Source organism: Pseudomonas sp. P5_B2 (assembly GCF_056400445.1).
This window is the reverse complement of record NZ_JBFULH010001412.1, coordinates 1-622: the sequence shown is the minus strand read 5'-3', so window position 1 is coordinate 622 and position 622 is coordinate 1. Positions and strand designations below refer to the sequence as shown.

Sequence of the window (622 nt, the reverse complement as noted above, 5' to 3'; positions counted from 1 at the left end):
GTCATTTTCGATTCTTCTGGGACCGGTACTGGCCAGCGGGTTGATTTACGGATTCGGTATCACATTCGCCCTTGCTGCCGATTTTTTTGCAATTCTCATCGCCGGGGCGTTGATCGCGACCATCCCGAGCCATATCGGTGTAACTGACCAAGGCGAAAAATCCCCGAAAGCCAGCGGCTTCAGCATGATTTATTCCGGCTTCAAAGTTGTTTACGGAGTGAAAGTCGAATTTTACCTGGCCATCATTGCAATGCTTATCAACTTTGCCCTGTTTCCGTTTTCACCATTCTGATTCCACTGTACGTAAAGGACGTCGTTCAGTACCCGGTCACTTACATTGGTCTTCTGGATTCTTGCTTCGGACTGGGCATTCTGGCGGGCAGCTACAAGATCATCGGCTGGTTATCCGACCGTGTCCCCCGTGACATGTGTGTGTCCGCAGGTTTTGCATTATTAGGATGCAACCTGGTGGTGGTCGGCACCGTTTCATCGTCGATCGTCGTTCCCGCAGCCTTTTTCTGCGGCGGCATAGGCTTGATGTTGATCAACATTCCCACCTCCGCAGTGAGGTTGCTTGCGACGCCCAAGCTCCATCGCAACCGGATTTTTGCCACGGTTTCAT

The 622-nt window shown here is 51.6% G+C and carries 1 protein-coding gene and 1 pseudogene; both read left to right on the top strand.

Annotation, left to right across the window (positions count from 1 at the left end; genetic code table 11):
• Window positions 1-292 (top strand): annotated as a pseudogene (locus tag AC1DRJ_RS31540) (MFS transporter); the annotation flags it as partial.
• A partial coding sequence (locus AC1DRJ_RS31535) for an MFS transporter (protein ID WP_477805547.1) occupies window positions 229-622 on the top strand: 394 nt, incomplete at its 3' end. The pseudogene AC1DRJ_RS31540 and the gene AC1DRJ_RS31535, both read left to right, overlap by 64 nt.